We start from the raw sequence: 25,547 nt of genomic DNA, 5'->3' as shown, positions 1-25,547 counted from the left end.
CCCGGCGCGGCCCCCGGCGCGGCCCCCGGCGCGGCCCCCGGCGCGGCCCCCGGCGCGGCCCCCGGCGCGGCCCCCGGCGCGGCCCCCGGCGCGGCCCCCGGCGCGGCGGCACCCTCGGCTACGCCCGGGCGCCGCCGCGCTTCGCGGTTGTGTGGTGCTGCGCTTCGCGGTTGTGTGGTGCTGCGCAGTTCCCAGGCTAGGAAGTAGTGGGCAGCGTCAGGCGAGGCAGTGGGGATGGGGCTGCGCCGGAAGAGCTGCGGATGGCCGCCGGCATACGCGCGAGGCTCGGGGCCCGGGGCCTGTCACAAGTAGATCGGGATGCTTTGCTGCACCGATATACAGTCGGCCCCGCCCAGCAGTGGCTCGCAGCCGGCCTGACCTGCGGTTATCAGCCGGCCAGGGGCGTCGCATCCAAGCGCGTACATGGAAGCGACTGTGGATACGACCCCCGATACGACAGGGGAAACGACATCGAGCCTCCGCGGTAGTTCATGAGGCGCGGAGCGGGGTTTACCTGCGGCTTTATCGAGACCGGGTCCGCTGAGGGTGGGGCGCCCGGGAGGCGAGGAGGGCTCGGGTGGCTGGGTCGGGCTCAAGACCGAGCTCGCCGAGATGGCGTTCGAGGCGGGCGTAGGCGTGTCGGGCGGCGTCGTGGCGGCCGGCTGCTTGGTAGAGGCGGATGGTGTGCTGGGCCAGCCGCTCGTGGTCCGGGTGAATGGACCCCAAGTGCTCCAGCAGGGGCAGGATGGCGTCCCGCTGCTGTGGGTCTGCGGCTGCACGCTCGGCTTGATGTGCCAGGCGGAGGGCGGCGTCGGTGGCCTGGGTGGTGAAGTGCTCCCGGAGCGCGTCGGCCCACAGGTAATCACCGCTCTGCGCGAAAGGACCACGGTAGTGGCTCAACGCCTCGCGCACGGCCGACACTGCGTCATTCTCCGAATCGTGCACTCCATTTCCAGAAAGCGCATGCTTGAGAGCGCATGTGAAATCAACCAGGTCGGTTTCAACGAGCTCGGGATGGAGCTTGTGGAGTTCTCCTTGGCGGAGGATGAATTCCTGCGCGGTGATTCCGGTTGCTGCGCGCAGGGCGCGGCGTACAGCGCGGCGTAGGTTTTTCAGTGTGCCTTGTACGTTGTCGGGTTCGAGGTGGAGTTTGTCGGCGATGTCGGTGGCCAGGAGGCCGGTGGGGTGGGCGGCGAGCAGGGCGAGGAATTCATGGACTTCAGGCCGGAGGTTAGTGCCGATGGGTTCAGCATGGCCACGCGCGAACAGGGTGATGGGGCCGAGAACGTGAAGCCGGACGGGCTTGGCCTGTGCCGGGCGGAAGGTGCTGGTGGGGTGGGGGCCGCTGGGGTCGGCTTCCTCCTCGGGCTCGGGCTCCGAGGTGGCTGCGGCATCGGGCTGCTTGTCGTGTGGGGGTGTGCTCTGGGTGGGGAGGATGCGCAGGTTGGGGCGTTGGCCGTGGGCGCCGAGGAGGACTTGGGTTACCTCGCGGCTGGCGTCGGGTGTGAGGTGGAACAGCTTCAGGCCGGGATGTTGTTGCGGGTGTGTGCTAGGCCGGTTGGTGGTTCCGTCGGTCGCGATGTGCCAGTGCTCGGCGTCCGGGAGCGGGGTGTCGAGCGTGAGGACGGCCAGGATGCCGGGCCGGCTGCGGGCTGCCATTGCCTGGAGCTGGCCGAGGTAGGCGCGCTCAGCGGTGGCGAGCAGGAGCAGGGTGCCCGGGGCAGCCTCGTCGGCCGGATCTGCTGCCTCAGGTGGGGTTGTCGGGGTATCGCGTTCGTGCTGTGCGCGGGCGTGGGCGATCAGGTGGTGTTCGGCAACCTGGACGGCATGGGCAGTATCGGTGGTCTGGGTCAGGGCGGTGAACTCCGCTGGCAGTCCGGGCAGCAGGCGGGCGGCGAGTTCTGCGGGGACGACGGCGCTGACGCGGGGTGGGCCGGGGCGTTGGCGTTCGGCTGCGGTGAGGATGCCGGTGAGCAGGGCGCGGGCGGCGTCCTCGGCGCCCGGTCCGGTCCAGGTGCAGCCGCCGGTGGTGGCCAGGATGTCGAGGGGGACTTCGGTGTTGTCGTCGACTCCGATGGTCACCGTGTCCGCGCTGCGGGGCTGCTGCGGTGGGTGGCGGCGGGTGACCAGGGCTTCGGGGTCGTGGGGGCGGCGGGGCTGTGTGGCCGCGTGCGCTGCTTGGGCGGCCTTGTCGACCAGTGGGCTCAGGGCCGGCGCTTCGTCGTCGGGTCGGCGCAGGCGGCGTTGGTGCACGTACCAGTAGCGGCGGGCGGCCAGGAGCCCTGCTGCCCCAGTGATGCCGATCAGGCCGGCCTCGCCGAAGCCGATGGCGGCGGGGCCGCTCTCCCTGTCTGTCCTCCCGACGGTGGCATCGAACTCGCGGTCTGGCTGGGATAGGGAGTGCGCGCGGTCGAGGTGCTGGCCAGCGGCCGGTTTCCGGTCGGGTGCTGGCCGTGCAGGCATTGCCGAGGCGGACGGAGACGGTGGTGCAGTCTGCGATGCGGCGGGGCTTGCTCGGTCAGCGCTGGGCGGTGGTGCCGGGGGCTGGTGGGCGGCGGGGATGGTCAGTTGCCAGCCGGGCCTGAGACGGTCCGGGTCGGTGAGCTGGTCCCCGTCGCGTTGTACGCGGTCTTTGTTGAGTGCGTAGATCCGCGGCCACTTCAGTGCGTCTCCCAGATAGGTGTGGGCGATGTCCCACAGGGTGTCGCCTTCCTGCACGGTGTACTCGATGTGCCCGACTGCCGCGGCGCTGGCATCCTGCCCCGGGCGGCCCGGATGCGACGCCACTGCCGTGGCCATGGCCTTCTGCGCCGAGGGGGTGAGCGGGGCGGTTACGGCAACCGGTGCCCTGGCCGCGTCCGCTGGGGAGACCTGCTGTGCGGTGGCGGTTGAAGGGCGCCAGAGGCTGAGCAGGGCGATGACGAGGGTGCCGATGCACAGCGCGGCCAGCGAGCTCTTCACGGACACAGCAGCCACATGGTCGTTGTGGGCGCGACGGTCGTGCAGCAGCTGCGGCAGGTGGGCGGTGTACCAGCAGACTTCCCGGAGCACGGTGTAGGCGAAGGCGGCCCAGCACACCCAGCCCACAACGGCCAGCAAGTCGAGAACCAGGGGGTCGCTGAGCGGCTCGGCCAGTCGTTCGCCCAGTTCGTGCCAGGAGGAGATGTGGTCGGGCCAGGGGACGCCGGTGGCCTGCCACAGGAGGTAGGGCATTCCGGCCAGCAGGGCGAGCGTGAGGGTGAGGGTGCAAAGCACCGTGAGAGCCGCGGTCAGTCGCTCGCGTAGTGCACTGTGGTGGGTCATCGCCGGGTTCGCTCTCTGCAGCCGGAAGGGGAATCAGCCGCTATGGGATCGCGCGTTCGGCGTTTGCCGTGGCCGACGCGTGCAGGGTGAGGGTGTGCAGGCCGATGAGCTGGAGGATCTGTGTGCGGTAGCGGTGGGTGACGTGGACGGTGACGGCGTTGCCCTTCACGGAGGCGGTGCCGCGGTCTCCGGCGGAGGCGACGTAGGTGCGGGCGGCGCGGGTGGCGTTGGCGCTGACGAGGCGGACGTCGTCGTGGAGTCGTGAGTGTCCTGGGTGACGTAGGCGGCTGATGTCGAGTTGTTGTGCGCCGGTGCGCGCGGCTTCCTGCGCCACGTCGGCAGCTCGGGCTTTGCCGGCGAGGGCCAAGCCGCCGTCGACGACGATTCCGGCGAAGAGCCACAGCGCAGCCATGATGCCGATGACGAACGCCGTCACCTCACCGCGGTCGTCTCCCTTGGAGAACCCGGTGCGGACACGCGCCAGGTGTGCTCGCAGGCGCTGTTTCACGGTGCTGTGCTCCTGAAGGAGTCGACGGCGGAGACGGCGGTGCCGGCCAGAGGAACGTGGCCGGGCAAGCCGGTGTAGGTGAGGTCACCCAGGTCGGCGGTGCACGCAACCCGCGTCGAGACGTTGGCGCCTGGGGTCAGGCCACCGGTGGTGACGGTGACGCCGGGGTGTCGGCAGGCGGCTCCGGCTTCTTTGAGCGCTGCGGTCACGGCATGTCGGGCCTGGGTGCGGGCAGCGCGCTCGCTGCGGGCGAGGGAGGCGGCACGGGCGGCTTGGTGGGCAGCGTCGGCCACGACGAGGCGGGCGTCGGCGAGCCGCCCCAGTGCCACGACAACCAGCAGGATCAGCATCAGCAGTGGGGTGGCCAGCACCAGCTCCACCGAGGTGGATCCGCGGTCGCCATCGTGCTGGCCGCGGTCCATCCGTGGCGTCATGACCGCTCTCCGGAAGGGGTGGTGATTTTCTCGGTGGGGCCTGACGCGGTCCCGGAGGCGTGCAGGGCCAGGCCGGGGACGACCGCTATCACCGTCCCGCCGACCCGCGCGGTGGTCTGCGCTGTAGTGCGGTCGACCGCTACGGACGGGGCGGCCAGGATGCGGCTGCCGAGGACGGCAAGACTGCGCCGGGCCTGGGCCCGGCCGTCCGCAGCGGTGGCGTCCTTGACGCGAGCAGCGGCCAGGGCACGCTGAGCGGCGAACTGCGCGATGTGCCGCGCATGCCAGACCAGAGCGAACTGGACGATCAGCAACACCAGGAGCAACAGCACCGGGACGACGAGCACCAGCTGGGTACTCGCCGATCCGCGGTCGTCACGCAGCCTGCGAAGAAGTGGGTTCACGGCGTCTAGTCCAGGTCAATGCCTTTGGCCTTGGCGGTGACCTTGGCGACGATGATGCCCACCACGGTCATGGCCAAGATGGCGAGCAGAGCTGTGATCAGGACGGTCTCGGTGGTGTAGCCCGCGTCCCCATGGTCGCGGGCCTCCTGACGTACTTTGGCCAGGTGGTCGCGCAGACGGCGAGCCAGGGTGTTCAGGTGCGACATGCAAGTGCTCTTTCGTCTCGTTCAGGTGGTTCGGGTGGTACGGGAGTAGGCCAGGCCCGCGTGGGGGGTGAGGGGCAGTCAGCTCATGGACAGCACGTGTGCGAGGGCCGGGTAGCCGATCAGCAGCAGGAAAGCGGTGAACAGCCCCACCACCGGCAACGACATCCGCTCGGTGGCTGCCTGTGCGTCCCCGTCGGCCTCGGACACCCTGCGGCGCCGCATCGCTCGCGCCTTCGCGCCGAGCGAGCCGCGGACCTTGGCGCCTTCGGTGCCCGCAAGGCTCAGCGTCGAAGCGAGTTCCCTCAGGTCGGCCACGGCCAGCTGCCGTCCCAGCTCGCCCAGGTGGGTCCAGGGCGTGGTGCGGGTGAGCTGCGCGACGTGCAGTGCGTGGCGTAGTCTGCCCGCCGCCCAGCTCTGCGGCATGGCGACGGCCTGCGCGAGTGCTTGCTGGACGCCGGCGCCGCCGGCGAGTGCGATCACCGTCAGGTCCAGCACGAGGCTGAGGGTGTGGCGCATCTCGTGACGTCGGCGTTCCGCCTGCCTGCGGATGCCGAGATCGGGGACGAAGAACAGCACCGCGGCAAGGACGAGCGAGCCGGCCAGTGGCATCCACCACCCCGCTGCAATATCGGCCCCCATGCGCAGCAGCACGGTCGCAGCCCACGGCGTGACCAGCCCGACGGTCGCGCAGACTGCCTTGCTGGCCAGGTGCTGTTCCTCGCCTGTGCCGCAGGCGGCGAGGTCTGCGCGCAGTGAGGCGGTGGGGAAGCCGAGCGCCCGCACCAGCGGTACGGCGCGCCGCCCGAGTCGGGTCGCCCACTCCATCTCCTCCCTCGCAGCCGCCTGTGAAGGGGCAGGTTGGGTCTGGGGGTTGAGGGTGGTGAGGACGTCGGCGAGCGTGGGTCGGGGCGGGCGCAGCCCGTAGACGAGCGTGGTCGCTCCGGCGCCGAAGAGCACACCGAGGAGAACGACAATCACGAGATACCTCCCGTTTCGGCGGCCGAGGCACGCCCGGCGGGGTCGGTGCTGATGAGCCGGACCGGTTCGTCGATGCGGCCGATGGCGGACAGGTAGGTGAAACTGATCGCGAACAGGGCGCCCACCACGGCCAAGACGGCCTGGCCCGTCCAGGTGTCGAAAGGATCCAGGTAGGGACGGTTGAGAACCACTAGCCCGAGCGTCATGCCGAGGGTGACGATCACCGTGACGCGTACGCCGGTGCGTACGCTGGCGCGTCCGGCGTCGATGCGCTGGCGCATGGCTACCTGCTCGCGCACCGACTCCGCCAGCTCGCCCAGCAGCGGCGCCAACTGGCTCGCCTGCTGTTCGGCCGCCATGACCAGCGCGGCTACCACCACATCGGCCAGCGGATCGTCCACGTCTGCGGCGAACGCTCGCAGTGCGGCGGGCAGAGGGTGCCCCGATCGGGTAGCAGAGGCGAGTTTCCGCATCTCCCTCTCCAGCGCGGCCGGTGCGATGTCCGCCGTCGCCAGGACGGCCTGTTCCAGGCCGGCCGCCGCGGAGAGCGTGTCGCGCAGCATCTCCGTCCACGCCGCCAGCGCTTCCATCCGCTCCGTGCGCCGAGCTGCCGCTCGGTCCGGTCCGAGCAGGCCGGGGAGCGTGAGGACGGCAACCGTGGTCAGCACCGCCGCCACCGGCCACCTCGTCAGCGCCCCCGCGACCACCCCGACGGTCACCGCAACGACTACGCGCCGACTGGTCCAGTCCGCAGGCAGCCGAGTGACTACCCCGCGCAGAACTCCAGGCCGAACGTCGCACTCTCCACGCCGCACGATGCCGTAAACCAGCGCCACAATTCCCAGGCCGCACACCGTTCCGCACGCCACCGCCACGGCCGTCAACGCTCCCGGCCCCAGGCTGAACGCGGACATCACCCCACCCCCCAGAACGAGAAGGCAGAGCCCTCAACTTCCAGTCCAGCCGCCACCAGCTCGTCAACAGTCTCCGTACGCAGCGGGGCGGCCGGAACAGCTCGGCCGTCCGGGCCGGTGCGGTAGACCTCGTTGGAGACGACCTGGGTGCCGTCGGCGTCGATGACCTCGCGCACCGAGTCGATCACTCGGCACCCGGCGGCGTCCCAGCCCAGGTGTACGACGAAGTGGACCGCGGAGGCCACCATCAGGTTTGTCGCCTCCAGCGAGAGCCGCTCGGGGGCTTGCGCGGCGTAGGAGGCGAGTTTGGTGAACACCCCGCGTGAGGTGGAGGCATGGATGGTGGACAGTGAGCCGTCGTTGCCCTGCGACATGGCGTTGCACATTGGGATGACCTCGGCCCCGCGGATCTCGCCGACGATGACCCGGTCCGGGGACATCCGAAGTCCCCAACGCACCAGCTCTGCCTGGTCGATGCCGCCCTTGCCCTCGATGTTCGGCTCCCGCGCCTGCATGGCCACCACATTCGGATGAGCGACCGTATCCGTATCCAGGCCGAGCTCGAAGGTGTCCTCGATCGTCACGAGACGTTCCTCGGGCGGGATCTCGTGGGCGAAGGCCCGCAGCACCGTGGTCTTGCCGACGTTGGTACCGCCGCCGATGACGATGTTCTTCCGCGCCCGCACCAGCGCCGTGAGAAGCGAGGCGAGCTGCCGATCGCATACGCCCAGGCGCACCAGCTCGGCCATCGAGGCCGCCGGGAAGCGGTGGCGGCGGATCGTCAGCGACACCCGGCCGGTGACGGCCATGACCGCGAAGAGGCGTGAGCCATCGGCGAGTTGGAGGTTCAGGCGCGGCATGCCCCGATCGAAGCGCCGCTCCTCGCCTCCCGTGCCGGCCGCGAGGGTGCGCACGAGTTCCACCAGCTCAGCATCCGAGGCCGCTACCGGCCCCTCGCGGCGCCACGCCCCGGCCGCGTCCTTGACCCACACCACGTCGCAGCCGTTGACGCAGATGTTCTCGATCGTGGTGTCCGCCAGCAGCCGCTCCAGGCTGCCCGTGCCGAACAGCGCATCCGTAACCGCCTGAGCGACCCGCTCCTCGACGGCCGCATCGATGATCTTGCTGCCTTGCATGAGGGCCAGACGGCGCTGGGCGCCCAGTTCCTCGGCCAGCAGCCGCCCCACGGTGGCCCGGCGCGCCGACTCGTCCTCCGCGGGCAACCCCGCCGCCTCGCGCTCGCCGGCATACTCCGCCAAGCGCGTCGCGACCCTCTGCCGCACCAGCAGCACCAACTCCTGCTCGCCGTGAGCCGGTACCACGCCAGGCGGTGGCATCAGCGTCTCGCCCACGAGGGCCTCCCTCCATCGCCCGCAGCGGGCACCGAAACCTGCCTGTTGTTCTCACCCGCCTGGCTTTCGGTTGCACCGTCCCGGTGCTCGGCCAGCTGTCGGGCCAGGGTCCGCGTTGCGGTCAGCAGCCGCGGCGCCCGGGTTCCCGTCGTCCGCAGAGCGCTGCGACGCGGCCGATGCATCGCCGCTACGGCCTTGGCATCCCACGGCAGGAACATCGCCCGGTCGATGCCGAGCGATGCGGTGATCTCGTCTTCCCGGTACGGGCACGGCCCCACGATGGCGAGCGTCAAAGGCCCGGCGAGCGCCTCGGCGTCCAGTCCGTACGTGGACACATGCGTCAGCGAATCCGCCCCGCCCCTCGTCACCAGTACGACCTGATCAGCGGCCCGCAGCAGTGGCTCGACGTCGTCGCCCAAGCGCCCGGCATCGAGCAGGACCGTGCCCCGGTCGCCCTCCGCGCCCAGCAGCACCCGACGGCCGCCCTCGGTCGCCAGCAGTCGCACCGCCTCCGTACACGGACGACGTCCCGGCACCGCGACCACCGCCCGCACCCCGAACGGCAGCTCCCCCACTGCCCCCAGCAGCGAACCCGGCTGCGGTTTCCCAGCCGCGGCCGCCACATCCAGCAACGACGGAGCGGCCGGCAACCCGAAACGCATCATCAGGTCCCCACCGGACCCGTCCGCCTCCACCACCACCGGGCGCCCTCCGCCGTCCGCCTCTGCCGGCCACGTCGCAGCCAGCGCCAGCGCCGTCGTCGTCACCCCCGGCGCACCCGTGATCGACCCGACCACTACCAGCCGCCTCACGAGAGAACCATCCCTTCCGCAGCCCTCACGGAGCCTCACGCCCCTCAGCAGGCAGCACCACCACACGCGGATGCTCCAACTGCGCCACCCGACGTGCCGCCGCGGTCTCCACCAGCACCGAGACCACCCGCGGTCCACCCGCCGACTCCGGCGCCCGCACCCCCGTCACGGTCCCGGACACCCCCGAAGGCGCCTCCTCTTCCCCTCCCGCAACGCCAGCTCCTGCTGGCCCCGGAAGGACCGCCACACGTTCCCCCTGGGACAGATCCGGCGGCGCGCCGCCCGGCTCCACCGGGATCGCCACCTGCGAATGCCCTGGCGGCGGAAACTGTGCACTTGTTCCCACCTGCCCCGGCGCCAGGAACGCCCCAGCCACCAGCGGCACCCGCGCCCTCCGCCCCACCACCGTGTCCTGGTCGGCAACCGGCACCACCCCCGTCTCCGCCGCCACCTGCACCGCGTGCAGGTCCCCCCGCTTCAGCACCTGCCCCGCTGGCACGTCGCGGGTCAGCACCAGCACTGGCGTCCGGTCTCCCATGGCCTGCGCGACTACGGCGAACCCGACCGCCGACACCGCCACGGCCCCCAGTCCCGCCCACACCCAGCCCAGCCGACGCCGACGTCCGCCCGTCACCGCAGGCTTCCTGCCAGGGCCCGACTGGCGCGCCCCGGGGACCCCAGTACCGGTGCCTTTCACAGCCGAAGAAGACAAGGAGGTACCCACAATCCACCTCACTGATAAGGAATTACGACTTCCGTCGAACGGCCTGCTCACAGAAGCTGGATGCCACTCCAGCCGGTCAGCGCGTCACGACGGCCTGCACTTCATCCACCACCAACTGGCGCTCCGCGGCCATCCCCAGCCCCCGTACCGTGCCGCTGCGGCCGTTCCCGTGCCACTCGACGTCCCAGGTCACCCGCACCGATACCGTGAACGCGCCCTTCGGATGGTCCAGCGATGCCCGCTGATAGGTGTATCCGCAGTCCGGCGACGATGCCCTGGGGCCATAGCGGTCCGAGTACGGCGTCCCCGGTCCCAGACACTCCACGGTGCCGCCATCACCCATCGACCACACCGCCTTGCGAGGCCGAGCCGTCGCTGTCACCTCCACCCCGTCCACCGCCACCGAGGTGGTAACAGGAGCCCACGTCTCCCGCTCCACCCACATCCACGTCGGCACGTGCACCACCTGGGAGGCCCCTTCAGGTGGACTCGTACGAATTACCGGCCTGGGCAACTTCAACCGCTCCACCGCCCGCTGTACCACCTCCCGCATCGACACCCGCCGCCCCGCGCCCGGCTCGGGGCTATGCGGCCCGTCGCCATCGGCGATCGGAAACATCCCCTTCCCTGCGCTGAACAGCCCCAGCATGGACGAGCTGCTCTCCCAGTCATCCGGCGCAACGGCCGAGGGATTCTTTGTTCCTTCGAGGCGCGTACTCGCGTGTGCTGACCGTGCTGCGGCAGCTTTCCCACTCGGCTCACGCGGCTGCTTCGATACGCTGCCAGCGGCCACCTCACACTTGCCCGGGGCGCAAGTAACACCGCCGTACAGGTCTCTGAACTCGTCAGCTTGGGCAGGCCATGCAGCGGCAGAAAGCGCGAGGATTCCCACCCACACGACCGGTACGCGAGCCCGGAGGTTCCGGCTGTCACCCCTGATCAACACGACCCGGACTCGTGCATATAGAGCCTGTCAACCATCCACTCGCCATCGGCCCTCCGTACGGTCGCATCAGCCTTGAAGTGACTGCCAGGCACGTCATTCTTCAGCTCGCCATTGAGCTTGTACTGAAGCCACTTGGTGCCGTCGACACAATCCCGGATTGTGACCTCGTCATCGGTCGCGGATACCGCCTCCGGCGCCAGGCGAGGATTTCCTTTACTCACGACCCCTTCTTTCACGGCTCGCCTGAGGCCGTACTTCATCAACTCCAGGGCTCCGCCCGTCGCATGCTCCTCAAGATGCGGCGAACCGGGGTCGGGGGACGCAGACACCGCGACCAGGTCACTCCACATCGCACGATAGGCCGCAAGGGCCTCCATGCGCTCCGCATCGGGCTCACGAGACGCCGTCGCCCCAGCGGTCCTCTTGGGTGGCGGCTTGGCATCGGGCGGGTTTCCTGCGCACCCACCCACGAAGGTCAGGGCAATGGCAACCGTGCAGGCCCAGTGAAGCTTCCACTTCGCCTCTCCGTTTGACGTCACGATCCCCCAACTCTTCGTCACTCAACGACCCCCAACTAACCACTCTCTGTAATTGATTGCAAATGGGCTACCCGGCGTTGCGCCGTCCAACCACGAGAGAGCGAACAATCCCACCCATCTCCTGCCCCAGCCGCCGGAAGACCTCGCTTGCCCCGCACGACAGGGGACGCAGGCTGTTGCCGATGCGGCAGCAGACTGCGTGTGTCACCCGTTGACCCGGACTCGGGCCCTAGGAATCGCCGCCCAGGCCACCTTCACCCCTTCGCACCTCCGAGCGGTGAAACCCCAGGCGCCGCAGGTGAGCTGATGAACGATATGGAGCCCTCTCCCTCGCTCCCCCAAGACTTCCAGCAGCGCGTCCACGCCTCCGCCTCGCTTCTCCGGGGCAGGCTCGAACAGGGCAGCTGCCGGAAATGCGGGGACCGCCGGAATCCGCGGGTCCCGATCCTCCACCTCGCAGATCAGCTCGGCTGCCGTACAGCGCAGCCGCATCTCGTACGGGCCGGGCGCGTGCTCCAGAGCATTGGCGACCAGTTCGGACACGGCCAGCACCGTGTCATCGAGCACCTCATCATCGCAGCCGACCTGGTCCAAGGCGCAGATCAACGCAACTCGGGCTCGCGCTGCCACATCGGGGGTACGGCTGGTCCAGCGCCAGAGAACTCTGGTGGCGCCGTCCGATGCGGGCGGGTACGTCGAGGTCATCGTCGCCCCCCTCGCGCTGCGTGCCGCCCGCGTCCGACGCGACGGTGGCGCCCGCGCCCCGGGCGTACGCACATGCTCGCTTCGGCGAGGATGGCGGGGCTCGCGTGCGTGAACAACAGAGACAGGGATGCGACGACGTACAGGAGTGGAACCATTACGGAGACCTCCATGGCGATCGCGATCAGGGCGCGACCACCGAACCGTGGTGCTCATGAAGAGCGGAACCCACTGGCCAAGAGATCTTTGAATGGGGCTGGAATGCCGTCTGCGATTCTCCTCTACCCTGCGAGTGTTGGGGCATTACCCGTCGAGACGTTCAGCCCGGGGAGGGCGAAAGCCCTGGGCATGTGACGGTAAGGTCAGACCTCCAGGGCTCGCAGGGTCAGTGCAGATACGGTTGTTGGCGCCTTCATTCCTGCTCCGTTGTCCGGACTGAAGCGCTCTGACTTCTCCGATTACTTAGATACGAGAACAGGAACAGCCTCTCGGGGAGGTTTCTCCCGCCTCTCCCTCCATTTTCAGGGGGCGTAACTACTCTGCATGCTAATAATGCGCGACTGGCCCCAGAGCGCGATGTAGCGGCAATTCCGGATCCGGAGCATTGACCTGGTGTTGTCGAGGTGGCCCTGCCGGATCGCGGCCGGTCGGGCGCCGAAGAACCGACGCCCGCTCGGCCATGCCCGCAACGCCACCTGCCCCACGACACCACCAGGTGCCGAATCACAGCGCCGCATTCCCCAAGTGGTTCAGGGGTGCCGGAGCCTCACCCGGACGGCGGACGACGCCGAAGCAGTGTGTGTTCGTCACCGGTGTGACGGCGGTGACGAGAGTCAGGCAAGGGGTAGTCGAGCGTAGGTCTCCCACTGGTACATGTGCTGATCGCGGTTGAGCAAGATCAGTTCGACGCTGCGGACATGGGCGGTGGACGGCTTGCTGTCTACCGCGTCGAGGGCGGCCTGGACGGGGGCGGCCGGTCCGGTGTCGTTGCTGTAGGCGATGGAGACGTGGGGGGCAAAACCGTCGTCCTCAGGGACGTCGGACCAGACGGTGCCGATTGCCTCGCGCAGCGCGGAACGTACTTCTGTCGGCGGTGCGCTGGGTGTTGCTTCCCACCGGACGGCCTCCGGGGTGATCTCGGGGCAGTCCAAGGTCAAGTCGAAGGCCGGGATAGTGGAGAGGCGTTCACCAGCCGCGTCGAGGATCGCCTGGACATCGGTCTTGCGAACCTCGCTGGCGAAGCCGAGGCCCTGGGTGGTCAGGTGCAACCAGGAGTCCGGTACGAGGTCCAGGCCGTTGACATCGGCCAGTGCGAGCCGGTAGTCGGCGGCGAGCCGGTGGACGTCAGCGGCGTCTTGGAAGGTGAAGTGGAAAGTGAGGAATCTGCTTCCTTGCTGCCAGCCCGGCCTCCACCACCAGTGGTTGGCCATGTGGCTGTGCTGCGCTCGGTGTCCTGTCATGCCGGGATCCCATCAGTTCGTGAGTGTGCCTGGCGAGAGCGCCAGCTGGCGTGGAGCCGATTCCAGATGCCAGCTCTTCACCGCCGATTGCAGGTTGGAGGCGGTGCGGCTCTTGGCCATCGGCGATCGGGCGACGAAGGCAGCGAACTCGTGCATGCGCTCGGCAATCGGTGCCAGTCGCTGCTCGGGCGTCAGTGTGAGGACCGGGCGTAGGGCCTCCGCGGCACCGTCGGATTCCCCCATCGCGACGTGGGCGCAGGCGAGGGTGATGCGCATTTGCGCGGTGGTGCCGTATGCGTGCGGCGACGGACCGACCAGGGCGTCCGCCGCCTCCTTGAGCGCCGCAGATGCTCGCCCGGTACGCAGTTTCACCCCCGTCGAGTAGTTGACTCTTCGGAGATCCGGACATGACAGGAGGCCGCCCACGTCGTCTTCGCCCTGTAGCGACTCCTGCGCCTCATGCGCCCGGGCCAAGGCAGCGTGGGCTTCCTCTGCGGCTCCAAGCCGAGAGCAGGCATCGGCCTCCTGACACGCCAGCAGCACACCCACGGTGCCCGATGGCTGAAGTGCGGCGCCCTCACGAGCGAAGGCAATGGCATCTCGAAAGCGGCCATCCCAGAACGCGATCTTGGATCGAGTCGAAAGAGTCCAGGCCCGAAGCTCGGTGTGGTCGGCGAGGGAGGCACACAGCCACGCCGCGCGTCCCTGGGTGTCGGCGTAATCGAGCCGGGGGCTCAGGTCGGATGACATCCACGCCAGCAGACAGCACAAATAGCCAGCCAGCACGTACAGTTCACTGGACTGCTGCGGTCGCTGATGCCCCCTCAGCAGCTCGAAGATGCGATCGCGCAGCCGGCGGGCATCACGAAAGACGATGGCCGGATCACGGCACAGGTAATCCCTCCCCAGTGCACGCACGTCTGCCGTCAACTGCTCCAGTGCGATGTCCCCGACGTTCGTGGACTCAGCCCACTGCGCCCAGACTGCTGACTCAGTAGCCGCCGCCTGTACGGGGTCCGCTTCAGGTTCCGGGACGACCACGTCCGCGGGCGGTGCAGGGCGCTGGGGAGCTTGGGGACGGGGTGCGCCATGCTGGAGGAGCTGTAGATCCCCGGGAGGCATTTCCTGTCGGTCTTTGAAGTCGATCAGGTCCTCGGCCGTGCATCCGAAGACTTCCGCCAAGACCACCAGGACGCTCGGAGTGGGCCTTCGGCCAGTCCGACTTGGCCACTTTTCCCATCTCGCCGCCAACGAGGCATCTGCTGCGACGGCCACACCCGGACGGGTGGAGGCCAGGTCGTTCACCCGGTCCGCAACCTCTTGCAGTGTCAGACCATGGGCGAGCCGCCATGCCGCCCGCGGCCGGATCCCGAACTGCCCACGAATCTCTAAAGCGATCTGTCCCGGCGTGCAGTCCGCTTTCTTCATCGCCGCCCGCAGTTGGTCCGCAGCAGCCCGGCTGGCACCTGTCGCAGTCGAGGCCATCTCACTCCTTGGAGGTCTTCGTGTGGATCCACGGTAGAGCCGCGCCAGAGCCCTTCGACATCAAAACTGAGCAACTACGAGGCACGGGTGTCCAGTTCTCCTCGCGTGTCGCGGCATCATCCCAGGTGAAAGCGGCTGCGTGGTGTCCAAGAGAACTGGTCACCGGTGCCCGCGACAGGGGCTTCCAGGATTGAAAGCGTGGGAGTGCGCCCACACCCCCGCTGGGCGTACGCCTACCTGGAGGTGTCCCATGCCCCCGCACCGTGTATCAAAAGCCGAGCTCCTCGGACCTGCGTGGCCAGCCACGGGTGCCGAGATCTATGACGAATCACCGCCCGCCCCCGTGAGCAGTGCGCCGTCCTGCCACAGCAGTGAGGTGAAGATCAAGACCAAGCGAACCCACCCGTCCGGCCACCGACAGACCTCCGGCTCCGCGAATCGTCAGCAGCTCGCAACCAGCGTCCAGGCGGTAGACGCAGATGATCTCGCAGTCGGTCAGCTCGGTCGACGAAAGCGTGAGGCAGAGCACCGTAGGCGGGACCGGGCGATGCACGCATCCCCACCACGGTCCGAGGTGAACAGCGAAGACTTCCCGATCGACAGGGAGACGATCAGCACGACGATCCAACGTGCTCTCCGTGTCGGATCCGGCCGACCGGCCCCCGGCGTGCTGAGGGATCTGGAGGAGGAGTTGCGGGGACACATCGGGCTCCTTCTCCTCGAGGTTCGCAAGCCTGCCCGGTATCCGGAGGCCGGCAGTATCGAGGAGCACCGGCTGAAAGCCCGGCTCGATGGGATCGAACGGCATACCCGTCAGGGGCTCGGACAGGGTGCGCTCTCCGCTCACGTCCAGGTGCACCAGCTCGCTCGGGACTGCCAGTACCTGCTGGCTTGGCACATGGCGGAGGCCCGACGGTGACTGCTGCGAAGCCCCCGCTGGCCTTTGTATACGACCGGTGCGCCAGTCGCGTCCGCCGCCAGCTCGGCATGCGGCTGGTCGGCTGCCAGCACTACGCCAACCGCCTGGGTTGGCCCCTTGCCGGCCACTGGTGCGACCTCGGCGATCACGCCCTGAGCACGCACCGGCCACAGCTGGCCGCGCTGCTCACCGCCATGCGGGCCGCGGCGGACCACCACGAGGTGCTGTGCCTGGTCCACACCCTGGACAGGCTCGCAACCGATGCCACACACCGTCAGCTGCTCCAACAGCGTGTCGTCGAAGCCGGTGGTCGGACGGTCACCACGTTCGATGAACCCCACTGGCCCACCCAGGACGCGGTTCTGGTCCGGAGGACGCCGTGACTCCCCAGCATCGGCGGATCGTCACGTATCTGACATGCCTGGCCGCCCTCGCCCTCGTACTGGCCATCGGCGTCATCGGTGGTGGTCATGGCTAGCCCCAGCCAAGGTCCGCAGGTCGGCGATGAAGTCCAGTACGCGCCTGACCGCCAGGCGGTCGTCACCGACATCAGGAACGGCATCCCGTACCTGCGAGCAGCGGGGCGCCGGTCGTGGCCGGCTGAGGACCCGGACACGCTGAGAGTGATGCGGACGCGGTCGCAGCGGATCGCGGACGGTGACCCGCGGTGAACGGCACCCACGGCCGACCGCAGCCCGGTCGCCAACCCGGTTGTCCTCCTACCTCGCGCCGGTCACCCTCGCAGTCCTCGGTCTGACACCGCCTCTCGATCGACGGTGGCGTAGCAGACGCCTCGCCTCCTGGCCCCAGCCTTTCCCTAGCGCCAGAGCGGCCAGTGAGGCCGTCAGTACAGCGCATATGGCCCGCAGCCTCACTCCTGGTGCGGCAATCGGGAGCGCCTCCGATAGACCGCTTCGGGCGGGGATGCCTTGCCTCGCCTCGCGGGTCCCAGCCCGAAGCACCCCACCGAACCAGAAGCACACGACGTAAGGAGTAGCTGGTGTCCGTTCCGCTCTCGAAAGCCGATGTGGACTGGACCGCGTTGCGGAATTTCGCAGCGCTGCGCGGGCAGCTCAGGGTGTCCCTGACACCGGCGTGCAACGTGAAGTGCTGGTTCTGCCATAACGAAGGCGATGTGCCCCCACCGTTCACCCACCTGCACCGCGACGCCAAACCGCGCGCCCGTGAACTGGCCGCTGACCACTACGTGAACGTGCTGCGTGAGCTGGTCGGCGCAGGTTTGAGGCGGGTGTACTTCACCGGCGGCGAGCCGCTGGTGTCGAAGCTCGCCCGTCCGGTCCTCACCCAGCTCCCCGTTGAGGGCCCAGATGTGCCCTACACGCTGATCACGAACGGGCTCCTGGTGCGCACGCACCAGGACTGGCTCGCCACGACCGGCCTGGACAAGGTGAAGGTCTCCCTGCACTACTTCTCCGACGACTCCTTCAGGGCCATCGCCCAGACCCGCTCCAGCGTCACAACCGTCCTGGACGGCATCGAGGCCGCGCGGGAGATGTTCGAGCGGGTCGAGCTGAACACGCTCATCCAGCGCGAGAACGCCCACGAACTGCGCGACATCCTCACTTTCGCGCTCGACCGCAGGATGCCGGTGCAGTTCATCGAACTGGTCGACACCGACTTCAACGCCGACCGGAAGACCTCCGCGGTCGGCGCGCAGGGAATCATCGACTACCTGCGCACCCTCACGCGTGAGGAGGAGGTGGAGGTCTCCGGCGTCGGCCAGGGCCGCAGGATCTTCCGCGTCGACGGCATCGAGATCGACGTCATCCACCGCGAACTCGGCCGCCACCACGTCGGCCAGTGCGGTACCTGCCCTGTGCGAGCCAGGTGCGTCGAGGGCTTCTGGGCCCTGCGCATGGACCACGCCGGCGGGCTCCAGCCCTGCCTGCTCCGGGAGGACCTGCGCATGGACATCCGGCCCATGCTCACCCATCCGGAGACGATCCCCGCGGCCGTAGCCCAGCACGTCGCCGCCTTCACCGAAGGAACCCTGTGAACCCCCTCCGCGCCCCCTACGCTCCCACGGCACAGGAAAGCCGCGGCAGGCCGTTCGTAGTGCTAGAAGGCGTCTCCGGAGTCGGAAAGTCCACGCTCACCCGCCTGCTGGCCAAGCGGCTCGGCGCCACGGCCATCCACACCCTGCCCCAGCCCCACACCAGCCTGTCTCCTGCCATCAACGCGCAGCTTCGGCCGCTGCCGCAGTTCGCCTTCTACCTCTCCGGACTCCTGCACACCTCCGACCTCGTACGCGAGGCACTCAGCCGCGGGCCGGTGGTCGCAGACCGGTACGCCTCTTCCGTGCTGGCCTGCCACGCCGCCGTCAACGGAGTCGGCCTGAACCAGGTGAAGGAGCTGTTCGCGCCCTTCAAGCCGTACCTGCTGGTACCGGACGCCACGTTCTACCTCACCAGCTCCAACCATTCACTGAAACAACGGATGGGGACGAAGACAGACGTAAAGCAGGACGACACCGACCTACTCACCGTCCCCGGCCGCCTGGCCAGACTGCAGGCGAACTTCCAAGCCGTCGCCGACGAAGACCCCAGCGCGATCCCCCTCCCCACCAACCAACGCAGCCCCGACGACCTGGCCGACCTCATCGTCAAGCACCTGGAGGCACAGCGTGCTTAACCCGATCGACACCGATACCGTCTTCCACGACGACCGCATCACCGGCGCATTCCCGGGCGAGATCCACGCGGGCGTGACCTGGTGGGCTGGCGCATGCTTCGTCGTGGTCACCCGCGCCCGCCAGATCGCAGTGGCCAGCGACGGCCACCCCACCACCGCAGAGTTCCACCGACGGTTGTGCCGCGGAGCCATCAACGCCCAGCACTTCCGCTGCCAGGTCGCCGACCTCGGTCAAGCCAACGAAACCCAGCTCCTCCGCGCGATGGAGGCCCTCGGAAACGTCCCCGGCGCCCTGCTCTCCACCACCATGGAGGGCAGCCGACAGACCGTCACCATCCACCTCTACAACGCAGGTGGCCAGCCGCTCACCGAGGACACCGGCCTTGCGCAGGTACGGGAGATGATCGCCGCCGATCGCGTACCCATCCCCGTCAACGACCAGGCCAGGGGCCACATCACGGCACGTCCAGACCTCGTGGAGACGGCATGATCGACGCGGCAGAGGTCATCCACAGCGGCACCAGCATCCTGTTCGTCACCCTCGACTCGCTTCGCTACGACGTAGCACGCGCTGCCCTGCACGCCGGCCAGACCCCGCACCTGGCCATGCTCCTCCCTGACGGCCAGTGGGAGGAACGCCGCACCTCCGGCACCTTCACACTCCCTGCCCACATCGCATTCTTCTCCGGCTTCCTGCCCAAGCTCCCCCAACCCGTACAGCCACCACGCCTGTGGGAGTGCCGCCCGCCCGCCTTCAAGACCGTCGATCCCGGCACGTTCGTCTTCAACGCGCCGAACCTCCTCACCGGACTCGCCCAGCACGGCTACCGCACCGTATGCATCGGCGGCGTGACGTACTTCTCGCGGGAAACCCCACTGGGGTCAGTGCTTCCGGACATGTTCCAGGAGGACCACTGGCGTCCGGAGTTCTGCTCACCGGAGCCCGACTCCACCCGCCACCAGGTCGACCGGGCCCTCGCCGTCGCCGAGGAGCATGCCGGCCAGCCGCAGTTCCTCTTCGTCAACGTCTCGGCCACCCACGTCCCCCACGGCCACTACGTCGGGGACAGCACCGACTCCTGGCGCTCCCAGGCTGCCGCCCTCGCCTACGCCGATGAACACCTCGGCCGCCTGATCGGCACCCTCACCAGCACCGCCAGGTGGCTGATCATCATGTGTGCCGACCACGGCGACGCCTTCGGCGAGGACGGCTACCACGGCCGCGGCATCGCCCACCCCACCGTGCTGAACGTCCCGTTCGCCGCATGGCTGACCACATAGTCGATACGCTCCCGGGCCATGACCGACGCACCCGACCGGGAGCCGCCGCGCGACGCCTCCGTCATCGTGGCCCGTGACACCAACGGCATGGTCGCCGTCCTGACCGCCGCATTCCCCCAACACGGAGGCGACTACCTCTTCCTCCCCGGGGGACGCCGGGAACCTGGCGAGACACCGGAACAATGCGCGCGGCGCGAACTACGCGAGGAAGCCGGCGTCACCGCCACCGCCTGGCGCCCCCTCGGCGCATACGCCATCACCCTGCACTCACCCGCCCGCATCCACCTCTACCTCGCCGAAAACCTCACCCACGGCCCACAACAGCTCACACCGAGCGAAGAGAACTTCAAGCTCACGTGGTGGCCATTGCCCGACGCCATCCAGGCCGCCACCGAAAGCCGCTTCCTCCTCCAGGGCGGCCCTCTCGCGCTACTACTCGCCCAGCAAGCCACCTCAACCGACAAGAACTGAACGACTCCTCCGTCCTGTCCCGTGCCGCGCACCGAACTCGAAGCCCCGCCGTTGAAAGTCGAGCGCACCATCGGCTGGTGCATGAACGCCCGCCGCAACGCACGCGACTACGAGCGGCTGCCTCAGCACTCCGAAGCCCACCTGAACTGGGCACTCATCACTGTGATGACCAAGCGCCTCACCCTCAATAGCCCCCGCACCAGTCAGTGGACGAGGAAGCCCAAGTCCCGCTGACACCGTGGACATGGACACGACGCCCTTGATCAGCTACGACACCAAAAGCCGTGGGGATCGCGCCCTGGGCGGAAACCTGAGGCGTCCGCCAACTGAGCGGCATCGCTGAAGCCCCTGGCGAGCGCAGTGGGCTCGTGGGCGTCGCTGGCGAATGTGATTGCCTGACCGCCCTCCTGGCGCCACCACGCCAGGACCTGCGGGTGCAGAGGGACCTTGGTGTTGACTTCGAGGACTTTGTCGGTTGCGGCAAGGACGCGTAGGACGTGGCGGTACTCCTCCTCGAAGTCGAGCGGGTCATACGGCTTTGCGTCCTTGGGCCAATAGCGCACCGGGTAGTCGATGTGAGCGAGAACTTCGAACGCCTCGAACTGCTCGATCAGGCGTGCGGTCTCTGCCAGATAGGCACGCACAACCCGATCCGGCGGCTGATCGTCATAGCGTCCGGAGACCTCGGTGAACCCGCTGCCGCCCGCGGTCGGTGCGGAGTGCACGGAAGCCAGCACCCGCTCGAAGTCGCCCGCCTTGAGCAGGGCCGCAGCGCGGGAGGCATGCCAGTGGGGTTCGCTCAGCTCGACGCCGGACAGGATCCGCAGGCCTGGGTGACGCTGTCGGCACCGTTCCAGGCACTGCCGGTAGCCGTCGAGGTCGAGTGGAGGCGGAGTCAGCACGCCATCGACGACCAACGGCCGCCATGCCTCCGGAACCTCTTCACCAGGTGTGAGGGTCCAGGGGGTCAGGTCGGCGTGTTCGGTGAATGCCACCGACGGAAGACCGAGCTCGGCCGCGCGGAGACACGTTTTTTCCATCGATCCGGCCAGTGCGTCCCAGGACCACTGGCTGTGCACATGGCTGTCCGGCGGCAGCATGCCCCCGACCTCTTCCAGACTCATCTTGGTCATGAGCGACATAGTCCGGTCTGCCCCTGGGGCAAGGTCAACTCAGGCACTGCGGGACCGGCCGCCGACGTCCGGCAGCAACAACCGGTGACACCTGTGGCTGAGCGCTTCAGCTGGCCGTTGGCGCTTGAGTTGGCCCCGCTGAGCATCGCGGTTGGCCCGACATGGTGGCGATCATGCGCAGTCGGCGACGGTCGAGTCGACCTTGCTGAAGAGGGCGGACCTCGCGGTCCGCGGTTGCCTCCCGTAGGTCTCCCGGACCGGTGGTATCGCCGTAGGCGGCGCGTCACGGCATCGGGAGGAGCGTGTCCGTCCGCACCGACGGCACAAGGCAAAGGCAAGGAGGTTACCCGCTCCTTGCCACTCTCAACTTATAGCGCACCGGGGGCCTTGCGGCAAGACCCGGGTCGTGCTGCAGAATCTCCGGCCGAGGCCAGAACCTGCGGAAATCGTGGATTCACGAAGTACATGCGTTTTTGCTGATCTCTGGGTCTCGCGGGACGTGAAACCGCCGGTGGGACTCGCAGTGCGGTTGCGGGCACTCGGCGCAACCTTGTTCAGTGGGGGATTTGATGATTGACGTGATCGTGGTCGGCGGCGGACCGACCGGTCTGATGCTGGCCAGCGAGTTGCGGCTGCACGACGTGCGTGTGCTCGTGCTGGAGAAGGAGGCGCAGCCGGCCAGCTATGTCCGCGCGCTCGGCCTGCACGTGCGCAGCATCGAGGTGATGGACCAGCGCGGTCTGCTGGAGCGGTTCCTCGCGCACGGCCAGCAGTACAAGGTCGGCGGTTTCTTCGCCGCCATCGACAAGCCCTGGCCCGACCGGCTGGACACCGCGCATGGGTATGTCCTCGGCATCCCGCAGACCACCACCGACCGCCTGCTGGCCGAGCGCGCCACCGAGCTCGGCGCCGAGATCCGCCGCGGCTGCGCACTGGTCGGGCTGAACCAGGACGAACACGGGGTGACCGTCGAACTGGCCAATGGGGGTACCCCCGCCAGTGAGGGCGTAGCCGGCGGGGGAGGCACGCGCCTGCGCTCGCGCTACCTCGTCGGTTGTGACGGCGGCCGCAGCACGGTGCGCAAGCTGCTCGGCGTCGGCTTCCCCGGCGAGCCCACCAGGGTCGAGACACTGCTGGGCGAGATGGAGGTGGCCGTGCCGCCGGAGACGCTGGCCACCGTGGTGGCCGAAGTCCGCAAGACTCAGCAGCGGTTCGGTGTCGGGCCTGTCGGGGACGGGGTGTATCGCGTCGTCGTGCCCGCCGAGGGGGTGGCCGAGGACCGTACCGTCCCGCCGACCCTTGAGGAGTTCAAGCAGCAGTTGCGGGAGTTCGCCGGCACCGACTTCGGTGTGCACTCGCCACGCTGGCTCTCCCGGTTCGGCGACGCCACCCGGCAGGCCGAGCGCTACCGCGTCGGCCGGGTACTGCTGGCCGGCGACGCGGCGCACATCCACCCGCCAACCGGCGGACAGGGCCTCAACCTCGGCGTCCAGGACGCGTTCAACCTCGGCTGGAAACTGGCCGCCGAGGTCGGCGGCTGGGCACCGCAGGGGCTGCTGGACAGCTACCACACCGAACGGCACCCGGTGGCCGCCGACGTGCTGGACAACACCCGCGCACAGATGGAGCTGATGTCTACCGCGCCGGGTTCCCGGGCGGTGCGCCGGCTGGTGTCGGAACTGATGGACTTCGAGGAGGTGAACCGGTACCTGATCGAGAAGATCATCGCGGTCGGGGTCCGCTACGACTTCGGCGAGGGGCATCACCTGCTCGGCCGCCGGATGCGGGACGTGGCCCTGAAGCGGGGGCGCCTCTATGAGCTGATGCGCGGCGGCCGCGGACTGCTGCTCGACCAGACCGGGCGGCTTTCGGTCGCCGGGTGGGCAGACCGGGTCGACCACGTCGTCGACGCCAGCGAGGAACTGGACGTGCCCGCGGTGCTGCTACGACCGGACGGTCACGTGGCGTGGGTCGGTGAAGATCAGCAGGATCTGCTCAGCCAGCTACCCACGTGGTTCGGCGCTACCGCCAACTGAGCGCTGAGTGCCAGGCACCAGGCCGGGCCAACCACAGTGCTCAGCGCGGCCAACTCATCCGCAACGGGACGACATCGGGGCCGCCAGGCATGGCAGGACGGGCGGCTTCCGGGGTGGCCAGCAGGGCGACGATGGTGACCGGCTGCTGGCAATGCGGGCAATTGCGGGTCGCCGTGGGTTCCATAGCCGAAGCGACTGGGTTCGCTGTGAAGCGCCTCGATTCGATGACAGCGGACAGTGGCCCTGACCTCTCGCTCTGCAGAGAGCGAGGCCAGCTTTCGAGGAGCGGCCAGCCGACAGAATACGGTGACCCCTCACCCTCTCCCGTGTATCCGGAGCCCATCCTTACCCCGTGTCTCCACCCCAGACGCCGCTGACTGTCCCAGATGGGCCCCTGGGCGGGGCAGGGGACGCGCTCAGAACTGCGCACGATCGCCGATGTAACGGGTCATCTCGCAGGCCATCCGCGAGATATCAGCGAACTTGACACACAGTTTGGTATCGGTACCCGTGTCGAAAGTTCCCCACGTGTGGCTCAGCGTACTTCCCACCCGGTGTGCCCGTGCTGTGCTAGAGCGTCGGCCATTCGTGAAGAGGCTGACCTTCCGGCGCTGGGCCCCTCGTGACGGATTGGTCCAGATCGCCGTCACGGAATTCAAATGATTGCGGCCCTCCAGGCGGATGCAGACCTGGGGTCCCGAGAAGTGATGCGTACAAGCGCTGGTATCAGCCGCAGCCGGGGCCGCCGCCACCATGGGGAGCAGTACCGAAACCATCAATAGAGGCACCGAACGCTTCAAAACCGGCCCAGATGTCATGAACGTCACGCTTGATCAACGCGCCTCCTGGACGAAGGAATCGTCGCCTTGTCTGCGATCACCCAACCAGCAGATTCCCATCCTCCCCATAGAGGCAGGACTTGCTCATTGTTAATCCAATTGTCGAAGCCGGTGATGACGGCCGGGAGCGGTGTCCCGTCACCGTACGCGCCGCACTGCGCACCGCCATCCGCGCCGTCTGGCAGCACGTCCCCGAGCCGGAGGGCGACTTCACCCCGCATGTCTGCATCACCTACAGCGACGCCAATGGCCCCGGGTCCTGTACGGAACGCCCTCTACTCGATCGGTGCCGCACGCACGACAGCGCACTTCACGCACGTCGAACTGATCACGCTCAACCGTGACCACCAGATGTATGAGTGGCAGTCCCCATGCTTCTGCCCCACTTGGCTGACGGCACGCTCGGACCGCCTCATTGGACAGCGCAGGTACGGGGAAGTGAGCCAACTCTTTGGGCACTTTCACACGTTAGTGCGCAGTACAGCTGCCGTGGGCACGGTCACGGCGACTCGGATAGCGCCGGTGGATGACGGAGCGATCTGGGCAATGCTGTCATCGTCGGCATGCCGCGCAACTACCGAAGAGGAGCCGGCGCGCGTCTTCAGATGGCGCACGGTCCAGCCCGCGCTCGCGAGATGCTCCTGAGCCCTCTTCAAAGCCCGGAACGTCTCGTCCTCAGTGAGCGGTGCAGTCGACCAGGCATGGTGAAGCCACGTGCCGTCGGCGTCCTGGACCGTGCGGGGTCGATCGTCCTGCTCTGGGGCATGCGGGGCGCGGAGGGCGTCGTAGATACGGCTGGAGTGGGCTAGGACCTGGCGCTCGGCGCGCTCGTCGTGGTGGGCGGAGCGCAGCGTGGACGGAGTCGCGCGGGCATTTCCAGACGCTTCGGGCGCAAAACACGGCGAGGTAGCCTTGATAGTGGTGAGACCCTCGCCCTTCTGACGGTCCACAACACCGGCCAGGGCCTGCATCCAGAAATCGTCGGTCACGGTGCGCATGTGGACCCGGGGAAAGGGATCAGACCAATCCCCGTCTGTGCCCGGGGATTGGAATTCATACCCCAGCTTCACCCAAGCATCCCTGGCCTGCCGCACAAGCTTCTTCGCATCGACGCCCGGAACGCCTGTCAGCCGGTACATGCGGGTAACCTGTACGCGGTCGTCATAGCCGCTCTCATCACGAGCCAGGCAAGCTCCAGTAGTTTTCCGAACGGGCTTCAGTGTCGGTGCCGGCGACATGCCGTCCACCGCCTGATGGATGATCTCCTCTGCACGTTCGATAGCCTGATGCTCGTTCATTTTGACTCGTTTCGGCGTCGCCCCGCCATCCGGTCGTCCGTCCGTCTGCATCCCGCAAGCTGCAACTGTGACCGACACAGACACCAGCGCAATGGCTGAAACCACTCTGCGCACGTTCACGAGCGCCCCTGCCTTCTGGTCACACTCTTGG

27 protein-coding genes and 1 pseudogene are annotated in these 25,547 nt (G+C 68.3%); 10 read left to right on the top strand and 18 right to left on the bottom strand.

Features of this window, described 5'->3' with window-relative positions:
• Positions 1 to 522: 522 nt before the first annotated feature.
• The 15 genes from ACFY12_RS08270 to ACFY12_RS08200 form a co-directional block, all read right to left on the bottom strand.
• Positions 523 to 3,303 (bottom strand): BTAD domain-containing putative transcriptional regulator, encoded by a 2,781-nt coding sequence (locus ACFY12_RS08270; protein WP_390714922.1) that lies wholly within the window; start codon positions 3,301 to 3,303, stop codon positions 523 to 525.
• Between the two features lie 40 nt (positions 3,304 to 3,343).
• A complete protein-coding gene (locus ACFY12_RS08265) occupies positions 3,344 to 3,811 on the bottom strand; it encodes a pilus assembly protein TadG-related protein (RefSeq protein WP_390714921.1) in 468 nt (155 codons plus the stop codon).
• Positions 3,808 to 4,191, bottom strand: coding sequence for a TadE/TadG family type IV pilus assembly protein (locus tag ACFY12_RS08260; protein ID WP_390715084.1), 384 nt, complete (start codon positions 4,189 to 4,191; stop codon positions 3,808 to 3,810). The genes ACFY12_RS08265 and ACFY12_RS08260 overlap by 4 nt, the downstream gene beginning before the upstream one ends.
• Before the next feature lie 50 nt (positions 4,192 to 4,241).
• Complete coding sequence (locus ACFY12_RS08255) at positions 4,242 to 4,649, bottom strand: TadE/TadG family type IV pilus assembly protein (RefSeq protein ID WP_390714920.1); 408 nt, start codon at positions 4,647 to 4,649, stop codon at positions 4,242 to 4,244.
• 5 nt (positions 4,650 to 4,654) lie between these two features.
• Positions 4,655 to 4,855, bottom strand: a complete 201-nt coding sequence (locus tag ACFY12_RS08250) for a hypothetical protein (RefSeq protein ID WP_390714919.1) — start codon at positions 4,853 to 4,855, stop codon at positions 4,655 to 4,657.
• 78 nt (positions 4,856 to 4,933) lie between these two features.
• Positions 4,934 to 5,833, bottom strand: a complete 900-nt coding sequence (locus ACFY12_RS08245; RefSeq protein WP_390714918.1) for a type II secretion protein F — start codon at positions 5,831 to 5,833, stop codon at positions 4,934 to 4,936.
• Positions 5,830 to 6,552, bottom strand: coding sequence for a type II secretion system F family protein (locus ACFY12_RS08240; protein WP_390714917.1), 723 nt, complete (start codon positions 6,550 to 6,552; stop codon positions 5,830 to 5,832). The genes ACFY12_RS08245 and ACFY12_RS08240 overlap by 4 nt, the downstream gene beginning before the upstream one ends.
• A gap of 194 nt (positions 6,553 to 6,746) precedes the next feature.
• Positions 6,747 to 8,099 carry a CpaF family protein gene (locus ACFY12_RS08235; RefSeq protein WP_390714916.1) on the bottom strand — a complete coding sequence of 451 codons (1,353 nt, stop codon included), beginning with the start codon at positions 8,097 to 8,099 and terminating at the stop codon, positions 6,747 to 6,749.
• On the bottom strand, positions 8,084 to 8,911 hold the full coding sequence (locus tag ACFY12_RS08230; RefSeq protein ID WP_390714915.1) for a MinD/ParA family protein: 828 nt from the start codon (positions 8,909 to 8,911) through the stop codon (positions 8,084 to 8,086). The genes ACFY12_RS08235 and ACFY12_RS08230 overlap by 16 nt, the downstream gene beginning before the upstream one ends.
• Positions 8,912 to 8,936: 25 nt before the next feature.
• Positions 8,937 to 9,545, bottom strand: coding sequence for an SAF domain-containing protein (locus ACFY12_RS08225; protein ID WP_390714914.1), 609 nt, complete (start codon positions 9,543 to 9,545; stop codon positions 8,937 to 8,939).
• Positions 9,546 to 9,711: 166 nt separating this feature from the next.
• On the bottom strand, positions 9,712 to 10,284 hold the full coding sequence (locus tag ACFY12_RS08220; protein ID WP_390714913.1) for a hypothetical protein: 573 nt from the start codon (positions 10,282 to 10,284) through the stop codon (positions 9,712 to 9,714).
• A 290-nt stretch (positions 10,285 to 10,574) separates the two neighbouring features.
• Positions 10,575 to 11,120 carry a hypothetical protein gene (locus ACFY12_RS08215; protein ID WP_390714912.1) on the bottom strand — a complete coding sequence of 182 codons (546 nt, stop codon included), beginning with the start codon at positions 11,118 to 11,120 and terminating at the stop codon, positions 10,575 to 10,577.
• A gap of 204 nt (positions 11,121 to 11,324) precedes the next feature.
• Positions 11,325 to 11,825, bottom strand: coding sequence for an ATP-binding protein (locus ACFY12_RS08210; RefSeq protein WP_390714911.1), 501 nt, complete (start codon positions 11,823 to 11,825; stop codon positions 11,325 to 11,327).
• Positions 11,826 to 12,655: 830 nt separating this feature from the next.
• Entirely contained in the window at positions 12,656 to 13,282 is a 627-nt protein-coding gene (locus ACFY12_RS08205; protein WP_390714910.1) for a 2'-5' RNA ligase family protein, read from the bottom strand.
• Between the two features lie 12 nt (positions 13,283 to 13,294).
• A complete protein-coding gene (locus ACFY12_RS08200; protein WP_390714909.1) occupies positions 13,295 to 14,767 on the bottom strand; it encodes a helix-turn-helix domain-containing protein in 1,473 nt (490 codons plus the stop codon).
• A 574-nt stretch (positions 14,768 to 15,341) separates the two neighbouring features.
• Here ACFY12_RS08200 and ACFY12_RS08195 point away from each other — a divergent pair.
• The 9 genes and pseudogenes from ACFY12_RS08195 to ACFY12_RS08155 form a co-directional block, all read left to right on the top strand.
• Positions 15,342 to 15,686 (top strand): DUF6415 family natural product biosynthesis protein, encoded by a 345-nt coding sequence (locus ACFY12_RS08195; protein WP_390714908.1) that lies wholly within the window; start codon positions 15,342 to 15,344, stop codon positions 15,684 to 15,686.
• Positions 15,683 to 16,069, top strand: a complete 387-nt coding sequence (locus tag ACFY12_RS08190; RefSeq protein WP_390714907.1) for a recombinase family protein — start codon at positions 15,683 to 15,685, stop codon at positions 16,067 to 16,069. Before ACFY12_RS08195 ends, ACFY12_RS08190 begins: the two co-directional genes overlap by 4 nt.
• Before the next feature lie 87 nt (positions 16,070 to 16,156).
• A complete protein-coding gene (locus ACFY12_RS08185; RefSeq protein WP_390714906.1) occupies positions 16,157 to 16,357 on the top strand; it encodes a hypothetical protein in 201 nt (66 codons plus the stop codon).
• A gap of 329 nt (positions 16,358 to 16,686) precedes the next feature.
• Positions 16,687 to 17,703 (top strand): radical SAM protein, encoded by a 1,017-nt coding sequence (locus tag ACFY12_RS08180; RefSeq protein ID WP_390714905.1) that lies wholly within the window; start codon positions 16,687 to 16,689, stop codon positions 17,701 to 17,703.
• Positions 17,700 to 18,338, top strand: coding sequence for a dTMP kinase (locus tag ACFY12_RS08175; protein WP_390714904.1), 639 nt, complete (start codon positions 17,700 to 17,702; stop codon positions 18,336 to 18,338). The genes ACFY12_RS08180 and ACFY12_RS08175 overlap by 4 nt, the downstream gene beginning before the upstream one ends.
• Positions 18,331 to 18,828, top strand: a complete 498-nt coding sequence (locus ACFY12_RS08170) for a hypothetical protein (protein WP_390714903.1) — start codon at positions 18,331 to 18,333, stop codon at positions 18,826 to 18,828. Before ACFY12_RS08175 ends, ACFY12_RS08170 begins: the two co-directional genes overlap by 8 nt.
• A complete protein-coding gene (locus ACFY12_RS08165; RefSeq protein ID WP_390714902.1) occupies positions 18,825 to 19,619 on the top strand; it encodes an STM4013/SEN3800 family hydrolase in 795 nt (264 codons plus the stop codon). The genes ACFY12_RS08170 and ACFY12_RS08165 overlap by 4 nt, the downstream gene beginning before the upstream one ends.
• An 18-nt stretch (positions 19,620 to 19,637) precedes the next feature.
• Complete coding sequence (locus tag ACFY12_RS08160) at positions 19,638 to 20,090, top strand: NUDIX hydrolase (RefSeq protein WP_390714901.1); 453 nt, start codon at positions 19,638 to 19,640, stop codon at positions 20,088 to 20,090.
• A 57-nt stretch (positions 20,091 to 20,147) separates the two neighbouring features.
• A pseudogene (locus tag ACFY12_RS08155) lies at positions 20,148 to 20,318 on the top strand (IS5/IS1182 family transposase); the annotation flags it as partial.
• Between the two features lie 35 nt (positions 20,319 to 20,353).
• Here the strand turns inward: ACFY12_RS08155 and ACFY12_RS08150 are convergent.
• Entirely contained in the window at positions 20,354 to 21,232 is an 879-nt protein-coding gene (locus ACFY12_RS08150) for a PHP domain-containing protein (protein WP_390714900.1), read from the bottom strand.
• Positions 21,233 to 21,792: 560 nt separating this feature from the next.
• Between ACFY12_RS08150 and rox the strand changes: the two genes are divergently transcribed.
• Entirely contained in the window at positions 21,793 to 23,259 is a 1,467-nt protein-coding gene (gene rox, locus ACFY12_RS08145; protein WP_390714899.1) for a rifampin monooxygenase, read from the top strand.
• 40 nt (positions 23,260 to 23,299) lie between these two features.
• Here rox and ACFY12_RS08140 read toward each other — a convergent pair whose 3' ends face one another.
• Both ACFY12_RS08140 and ACFY12_RS08135 read right to left on the bottom strand, forming a co-directional pair.
• Complete coding sequence (locus tag ACFY12_RS08140; protein WP_390714898.1) at positions 23,300 to 23,443, bottom strand: hypothetical protein; 144 nt, start codon at positions 23,441 to 23,443, stop codon at positions 23,300 to 23,302.
• 1,116 nt (positions 23,444 to 24,559) lie between these two features.
• Positions 24,560 to 25,396, bottom strand: a complete 837-nt coding sequence (locus tag ACFY12_RS08135) for a hypothetical protein (protein ID WP_390714897.1) — start codon at positions 25,394 to 25,396, stop codon at positions 24,560 to 24,562.
• Between the last annotated feature and the right edge of the window lie 151 nt (positions 25,397 to 25,547).

This window comes from Streptomyces sp. NPDC001339 (genome assembly GCF_042895955.1).
Lineage (GTDB): Bacteria > Actinomycetota > Actinomycetes > Streptomycetales > Streptomycetaceae > Streptomyces.
The sequence above is the reverse complement of the archived record's forward strand: the minus strand, read 5'-3'. Positions and strand labels throughout refer to the sequence as shown.